General features: G+C 42.8%; 6 protein-coding genes. 2 read left to right on the top strand and 4 right to left on the bottom strand.

All coding sequences use genetic code 11. From position 1 onward, the window contains the following. Positions 1-383: 383 nt before the first annotated feature. The 3 genes from QUA40_RS26540 to QUA40_RS26530 all read right to left on the bottom strand — a co-directional run bounded on the left by QUA40_RS26540 (position 384) and on the right by QUA40_RS26530 (position 4,700). Entirely contained in the window at positions 384-2,630 is a 2,247-nt protein-coding gene (locus tag QUA40_RS26540) for an O-linked N-acetylglucosamine transferase family protein (protein WP_333131423.1), read from the bottom strand. 111 nt (positions 2,631-2,741) lie between these two features. Next, positions 2,742-3,272, bottom strand: a complete 531-nt coding sequence (locus QUA40_RS26535) for a type IV pilin-like G/H family protein (RefSeq protein ID WP_333131421.1) — start codon at positions 3,270-3,272, stop codon at positions 2,742-2,744. Positions 3,273-3,383: 111 nt separating this feature from the next. Continuing rightward, entirely contained in the window at positions 3,384-4,700 is a 1,317-nt protein-coding gene (locus QUA40_RS26530) for a class I SAM-dependent methyltransferase (RefSeq protein WP_333131419.1), read from the bottom strand. 126 nt (positions 4,701-4,826) lie between these two features. Here QUA40_RS26530 and QUA40_RS26525 point away from each other — a divergent pair, with 126 nt between their 5' ends. Together QUA40_RS26525 and QUA40_RS26520 are read left to right on the top strand one after the other, a co-directional pair. Next, on the top strand, positions 4,827-5,012 hold the full coding sequence (locus tag QUA40_RS26525; RefSeq protein WP_333131417.1) for a hypothetical protein: 186 nt from the start codon (positions 4,827-4,829) through the stop codon (positions 5,010-5,012). A gap of 80 nt (positions 5,013-5,092) precedes the next feature. Then, entirely contained in the window at positions 5,093-7,264 is a 2,172-nt protein-coding gene (locus tag QUA40_RS26520; protein WP_333131415.1) for an O-linked N-acetylglucosamine transferase family protein, read from the top strand. Between the two features lie 87 nt (positions 7,265-7,351). On the opposite strand, the gene QUA40_RS26515 is transcribed toward QUA40_RS26520, so the two are convergent. Next, positions 7,352-7,939 (bottom strand): Uma2 family endonuclease, encoded by a 588-nt coding sequence (locus QUA40_RS26515; protein ID WP_333131413.1) that lies wholly within the window; start codon positions 7,937-7,939, stop codon positions 7,352-7,354. Between the last annotated feature and the right edge of the window lie 187 nt (positions 7,940-8,126).

The following is an 8,126-nucleotide window of genomic DNA, read 5'->3' as shown; positions in this document are numbered from 1 at the left end:
AATTAAGGCTTTGACCAATTATCATTGGTTGACTTATTGATGATTTGTTGTAGACCTTTGTCAACCGGATTCCGTATCAGGTCAGGGAGGCAGACCACCTACTCGAAAGTGGGTGTACAATCAACTAAAGCAATACTTCGAGTTCGTTTATATGCCTATAACCCAACCTAACCACGAAGAGTTTCCTATTGATTGGACTTTAGGTTCATCGGAAACATTGGTTAGATCAGTATTTATTGCTTCCCGACAAGAGTTGAATAATCTTCTTTTACTTGAAGATATTCCCTTGAAGCAACAGCGCCATTGAAATTTGAACGTGGATTGTACAGCGTTGAGTTTGAATTTGGATACTCTGAGTTGTAGAATTTATCCACAAAATATCCTTACTCGTTCCGAGAGTTTTCAACATATTTCTGCCACATTTGCTCGTAAGCTTTTTCCATCTCTCGCGTAAATTGCTTACCATTCCACAGCGGCGCAGTTTGTCGTGACTGTCGCAATTTCCAAGATATTTGCTGCCGTAAAAGGGCATCTTTTCCTAAACGAATCCCCCACTCTAGATATTCTTCATCTGTCCATGAAATCCCCTCAGTTATACCTGCATTCATCATCATCCCGTAACTGTTGCGAGCAGAAAACTGCTCGCCCACCCGTGTCACCATAGGAATGCACATCCAGAGAGTTTCTAGAGTAGTAGTTGCTCCATTGTAGGGATAAGTATCGAGTACAACATCAGCCATCCCTAAATTCGCTCGGTGAACTGACTCTGAAGCAGCCATAGGCAAAAATCGCAGGCGATCCGCACTCACCCCCTCAGATTCCGCACTCTGAATAAAAAAGTTTTTCATGGACTCTTGATCGGCAAACCATTTAGTTACAAAGTAGCTATTCGGGACTGCTTTAATAATTTGCATTTGCAGCCGAGCTGTGTTGGGATTGTACTTGTATCCCATCTGACTGCAGTAGTATATGACGGCATCGCTAGGAATATCCAGCGAATCGCGTCGAACCGTCGGCACTCCCACTTCAAAACCATCTACTGCTACATAAGTTTCAGGCAATCGCCATATTTTTTCCGCGTAATAATCCTGTGCTGATTCTGGTAAAACGTAATTATCTGCAATATAGTAATCAACATTTGGTACGCCCGAAGCATCCCACCCCAGCCAACTAACTTGTACGGGAGCAGGCTTAATTGCCATTACCTCACAGTTACAATTCATCGTGATGCTATCGAGGTCGATCAATATATCTATTTCGTCTTCGTAAATTTTTTCAGCAGCTTCAATACCAGAGACACCTAGTTTATAAGCTTGATCAGATTTGCTAATATACCATTGCTGAACGGGATCATTTGTCAGCTTTGATCCTATTAAATAAGCACATATTTCAAAGCGATCGCGGTCGTGATGTTCAAACAGCCACCGGGCTAGCCATCCAACAGAATGGCTGCGTAAGCAATAAGATAAATAGCCAACTTTATAACGTTTTTTTTGATTACTTCCCTCAAGTAAGGGCAACGAGCGATGGCGACACTTTTCCACTATGGGCTTAGCATAGTTTTCAACATTCTGTTGAAAAAGATTACCAATTTGGATGCGAATTTTCCCGGATTCTTGAGGCTTATCTTCAAAGTAAGGAAAGAAAAATAACGAACTCATCAAGCGAATCGCAGCAGTTGAATCGAGATTGGTCGGACATTCCTCAATGAGATCCCACATCATTAATTTGTGTGCCTCAAACGCTGACCAACCATCTTCCCAATGACCACCAGCCAGCATCAGTCCTCGTAGCAGCAAGTGATTAGCAAAAATTTTATCTCCCAACCGTTCCATCACAGAATAGCAAAGCTTAGCCGTTTCTATCCCCTTAGAAAAATTCCCTATATCTTGGTAAAAACCAGCCAGAGCACGCAAAATTTCTTGGTGCTTAGCTTCTAACTGCAAGGCGAGTTCCACATAGCGGGTCGCTAAGTGAAATTGCTTTCCTGAGTACGCTATATCATAGGCAAATAGAAGTAAAATTTCAATAACAGGTAGAGGTTCTTTAACATAGTTCAAACAAGCTTCTGTAAATTCAAATGATGAAGGGTGGAATGGAGCAACATCTAAAATGCTCTTCCAGACTTGGAGCAGGAGGTCGGAATCTACTTCTCGGGGAATGTCTGACTTCAGAAGCTTGATAATCGAGTCCAAAGTGTCTGGTTCTTCACCTCTGTAAGTTGTCCGCAGGATGGAAAGTCCCACCGAATGCAACAGGTTGTTAATATCGCCAGGATTGATTTCTCGGATGTGCTGCCGAATCGCCCAAGCTACTTCATAATTTGACAAATTCAACCGTTGTCGTTCAGCTTCTGCTTCCAGCACTTCCAACAGTTCTGCTGTCCAGAGTTCAATCTCTTCGGATTCACCCTCAGCCATTGCCAGCAGCCAAGTTGTTTGAGCTTCTGCTTCTTGTTCTTGCAACAGAAATATTAATCCTAAGTGCCAGTAGTAAGACTTAACGCTTGGTTGCTCTGTAATTGCCTGTTCGTAGAGGATGGCTGCCTGAGCGTAATTTCCTTTAAGCAGGAGTTGCAAGGCTTTCTCCTGCCAATCGTTCGCAAGCACTAAGAAATTGTCATAACTCATAAGCTCAGCCAATAATAGCAGTTTTTTATCTAAACTAAAGCGGGCAGCACATAACGCTAACCCGCTCTTCGGTCTTTTTTGACAAGCATTGCTTGTGTGCTGAACAGTTAGTTACTTAGTAACTAGCGTCATCGAGCCACAATTAGTATTGCTGCCAGCAAGAGTAATAGTAGAGGGAGCGGCAACACCCGTCGTTTCACAAAGGACTGTCTGTGTCCCTGAAGCCCCTGTAGCATCTGGCGCTGTCAGTGCTATAGCTCCTCCATATCCCTTCAGCGAACCAACACGAGGAGTTGCTGCTGAAGTTGCTCCGCCAGTGGCGGCGACCGTACCACCATCGGTAATTGCGTACGTATAGTTAGTGGTCTGAGTTTTGAGACCAAGACCCAAAGCAGTGACATCAGAGGTAAATTTGGTGTTTTCTGCGTAGTAAGCCTGCATACCCTTGTTAACCGAAGAAATGTACTGCTTAGCTTCTGTCTGCTTGGCTTTGTTTGCTTGGCTGAGGAAGGAAGGCAAAGCAATAGCAGAAAGAATACCGATGATGATGATAACGACCAACAGTTCAATCAGGGTGAAACCTTGATCCTGTCTTCTTTTGTTGATGTGTTGCAGGAACTTGGCTTTAAATTCAGTCTTCATAAGTCTTTCTCCTTGAGGGGTGGGATGCTCGTTTCTAACTCTTATATGTAACTTACCCAGTTTCCCCGGCTTTGCTATCATCCCGTCCATTTTTTTTTTAATGTTCAGCCGTTAACGCTCCAAAAGCACATACAGAAAGACTTCCACCCTAATCAACAGTTCCTTGACTTCCTCAAAGGCAGTCTCCTGGGCTGCGGGTTGTAGATTAACAGCCTGCTCGGATCTAATCTGTAGCCACTTTTCGACTAGCGACACCGCAGACTGCGGCCCATCCCACAGAGGTAACAAGCAAGCTGCAATTGTACTATTGATCGCCACTGGCGCTAAAGTGGGCACAATAATATAACGGCTAATCTCAAAGGGCGTCTGGCTATCAATGCAATTCATCAAATCTTCCCTCACCTGAGAAGTCCTCAGTTGAGGGTGCAGGTGTACCCGTGCTTCCCGCCATTGAGCCTCCGTCCATTCCGCAACTGGCACAAAAGCCTGAGTTCGATCGGGATTGCCGCACCAGAAATCAAATAAACGGTGCAGGGGATGTAACAAGTCAAATAAATGCAGTCGCTCTTCCACAGAAGCTTCTGGCAGACTCATCGCCAAAAACGGAGGCAAATCATCTGGATCTTTGAACAAATCCATCAACTCCCACCGACGCCAAGCCACCATACTGATAAACTCTAAATCAGCCCCTCTCAACATTGCAAACACTTCAGGAATGCTACAACCTTTATCACCCACGAATAAATAGTTAACCATAATCCATGCATCATCCGCGCGATCGGCCTTCCAGGTGAATGCCTTAAGCCCTACTTCATCTTGTAATGCTTCCATTGTTTCCCGGACTATTTCCACCTCCAATTCTCCCGGAGATCCATTCATTAATCCCATTGCTTTGAAAGCAGCTTGAGCGCGAAATACTCCGGCTCTACCATTTGAACTGTGAAGGTTTGTGCGGATGATGCCATCGGGAGCGAGAACTGACTTCATTGCTTGCAATCCAGCAACAGCATCGGGCAAGAGATACAGAACTTCGTCAGCATTGATATAGTCAAACTCTAACCCTAAACTTGGCAAATCTTCTATCTTCAAAGCATAAAACTCTGCATTAGCAACCCCATGATACTGTAAACGTTGCTCAGCTAGTTTCACAGATTCTTCTGATAAATCGATGCCTACTATCTTCGCTCCCGGATTAGCTAGAGCTAACACTAAAGATTTATAACCGGTGCCGCATCCGGCGTCGAGGATAACTTTACCTTCTGTATTAATAACTTTTCTATTTCTGAAGTAGTAAGCAGTGACAAGATTATGAAGGTAGAGCAATTCACTGTTGTCTTTTGGAGATTGTTCTAGGGGGATTCTGGGATAAGGAGTATTGTTAAATTGCTGTCGAATGTTTTCTATTAACTCTAAATTTTCGTGATCCATGTTCAATTACACTCAACGCTGGCAAATTACCTTAGTATCTCAGAAAATAGCCGATCGCCCGCCCAGCGGCAACACATACTTGCAATAATACTCTCAAAACCTGATGCCCAACCAACTACCACGTCCATGAACACCAACATTAGCCCCATCCTCAAAGTATTCACCCTTTCCGCCGCCCTTTCCCTGGCCATCAAGTACGCAGGGCCTAGCTTATCCATACCCTCTACCGACTTCAACGCCCTAATCGCCGTCTTTACCCCCAGTCTGATCCTAGCAGCTATCCTCGGCTGGCGATCGCGTCAACAGCCCTGATAGGGGATGGAGGGCGAGATCGCCCAAACACGAGTTAAATTAAACCAGGGGCGATCGAACACTCACACCAAAACCCCTCGATGCCCAGCCATATAGATGAGACAGACAATCGCATGGATCTAGTCACCTTAAATCTGAAACCCTTAAATGTGCTGATTTTTCCTGATTGGAACCAACCAGAAGAATCTCTTTATTTAGAGTTAGAACTAATTATTAGGAGTCTGGTAAGTCATCCCGAGCGCGATTTCCTAACTCTTTTAATAGATGTGAGCGAAACTTTAGAAAAATCAGAGTTAGATGCAAGTTTAATTGTATCAGGGATTGTGATGAATATTTTGATGGAAGAAGATTTAGAAATTAACGGAGAACCGGAAATTATTTTATTGGAAAACCTCAATCGCAGCCAGTGGAGCGATATTGTGCCACAGATTCAATATCGAATTAAGCTGAATGCGGAAAATCACCAAGCAATAGCAGAATCTGGAACCGCACAAATTCCAGTAGTGGAACAGGAACAACTTAGGGATATCACCCTTGACTCCCAAGCATTAATCTTGAGAGAATTTGGCAACCAAATCTACCGTCAACGAAGATACGAAGCAGCCATTAAGCACTATCAAAGGTTTTTAGTATCCCACACAGGAGATATAGAACTGTATGGTAACTTAAGCGAGTGTTTAAGAAACCTCAACAGAATCGAAGAAGCGATCGCGAGCCTTGAAGAAGGTATCCGTCATTACCCTACAGCAGGAAAACTGCACTTTGAAATAATCAAAATTTACCAGCATAACGGACGCACTAAGTTAGCTATATCAAGTGCAGAAAAAGCCACGGAAATACTGCCCAATGAATATGTTTTTCAACTTTTTAAACACTTAACCTTGCCGATTGTTTATAACACATCAGATGAAATCAATTTTTACAGGAACAGATTTGTCCTAGAATTAGAAAAATTAATTCAGCAAACATCCCTAAAAACTCCAGAAGACAAAATTAATGCTTTGCGGGGTTTTAGTAGTTTTACTAATTTTTACCTAGCATATCAGGCTCACAATGTTGTTGAATCGCAGTCAAAATATGCTAATTTAGTGCATCAAGTTATGACAGCCAACTATCCGCAGTGGGTGCAAGCGCAATCAATGCCTGCACTCCTCGAAAATGGCAAAATTAGAGTCGGTTATATTTCTAGTTATTTGCATTCTTACAGCGGTACTTTATGGTTAACTGGCTGGTTGCGTTATTGCAACCACCAACAATTTGAAGTTTACTGTTACTATACGGGGAACGATCCCGATCCAATTACAGAACAATTTCGTCTATACAGCGATCAATTTCGCCACATTCCTCACAAGTTAGAAGCCGTATGCCAACAAATTATTGATGACAAATTGCACATTCTTGTCTTCCCTGAAATTGGCATGGATGCACCAACAATACAAATAGCAGCTTTGCGGCTTGCCCCCGTGCAATGTTCCGCGTGGGGACATCCTGTAACCTCGGGTTTACCGACAGTTGACTATTTTATTTCCAGCGAATTAATGGAACCGGAAAGTGCACAATTGCATTACTCAGAAACCTTAATTAAGTTGCCTAATATTGGCGTTTCGTACCCCAAGCCAACCGTCGGAAAATTAAACAATACTCGCTTAGATTTTGACCTCCCAGAAGATGCAGTTATTTATTTATGCTGCCAAGCCCCTTTCAAATACTTACCGCAATATGATTTTATTTTAGCACAAATAGCACGCCACGTTCCGCAAGCTCAGTTTATTTTTCCGCGTGGCGAACTGCTGCGGGAACGGCTACAGCGTGCTTTTGCTGCTGTTAATCTCGATAGCGAAGATTATTGCGTATTTCGAGCCATTCCAACTCGACAAGAGTACATAGCAATTAACTTTCTTTCCGATGTTTTCTTGGATACTTTTACTTGGTCGGGGGGAAATACATCCTTAGAGGCGATCGCCTGCAATTTACCCATAGTAACCTGTCCGGGAGAATTTATGCGGGGAATTCACACTTATAGCTTTCTAAAAATGCTGGGAGTAACAGACACAATTGCCCAAAACGAAGAGGAATATATTCAAATAGCTGTCAAATTGGGTCTAGATCCAGAGTGGCGGCGAGATATTGCACAACGCATGAGTCAGCGACATGATAATCTGTTTGACGATCAAGTTTGCGTGACAGCTTTAGAGAATTTTTATCAACAAATTGTTCGAGAAAGACTTGAAAGTTACAGACAGCAATCTTAATAAATGTTTTTGAGGTAGAGTTACTTATTAGTCTGGGCACAATCCGGCTCAATTCAAGGTGAGAATCAGAAAATAGGTGCGATCGCCCTAACCAGAAATTCCTCTTCTAAACTCCCTCATCGCTTCCACACTCGAAGCCATCAGCAAGCAGCGACACAATAAGTTAATATCTAAATCTGGCAAAACAACACTTGCAGAAATTTTTGTATAACCCTCAGAACCCAAGCGATACATAGCCAATACACCATCCTCCCAGAACCAGACTTCAGCAACTCCTAGTGCTCGATAGCGCTGCATTTTTTTGACAGTACCGCTAGTGAAGACTACTTCGATACATAAATCTGGGGGAAAATTTGGGGTTATGCGTCTCCCAATAAAATAAGATTCATCAGCTTGTGCAGATACTACCCCTTCCTTTTCTTGGGTAAAGCTTCCCGTAGGTGCAAACTCAATTTCATTTTCGGCACAATAGATAGAAAGCAGCGTACAAATTGTCCGACTGAAAAATTCGTGTTCTTCCGAAACTGCCAAGATTTCTAGCTCTTCTCTGTAATAAAATAACTTGATGCCAGGAGAGTCAGAAAACCCCTGTTCAATTAGCTTGAAATGTTGCCAGCTAATCCCGGACTGAATGAACCGTTGGTCTAGTGGCTGTAAAAGTGTCTGTGTCATCATGAGAACCTCAATCAAGTTCTGGGTTTAAAACAACATTCATCCAGGGTAAGAGCATCTCAATCAAGCTTGACAAAAGGAGTTGAGAACAGTCATCATATAATCATTATTCATATAGCAATCCTAAATCATTATCAAGACTATGATACAATTATATGCAATACTTGATTGTGACAATAAAACCATGAAT

This window comes from Microcoleus sp. Pol11C3 (assembly GCF_036701485.1).
GTDB lineage: Bacteria > Cyanobacteriota > Cyanobacteriia > Cyanobacteriales > Microcoleaceae > Microcoleus.
The sequence above is the reverse complement of the archived record's forward strand: the minus strand, read 5'-3'. Positions and strand labels throughout refer to the sequence as shown.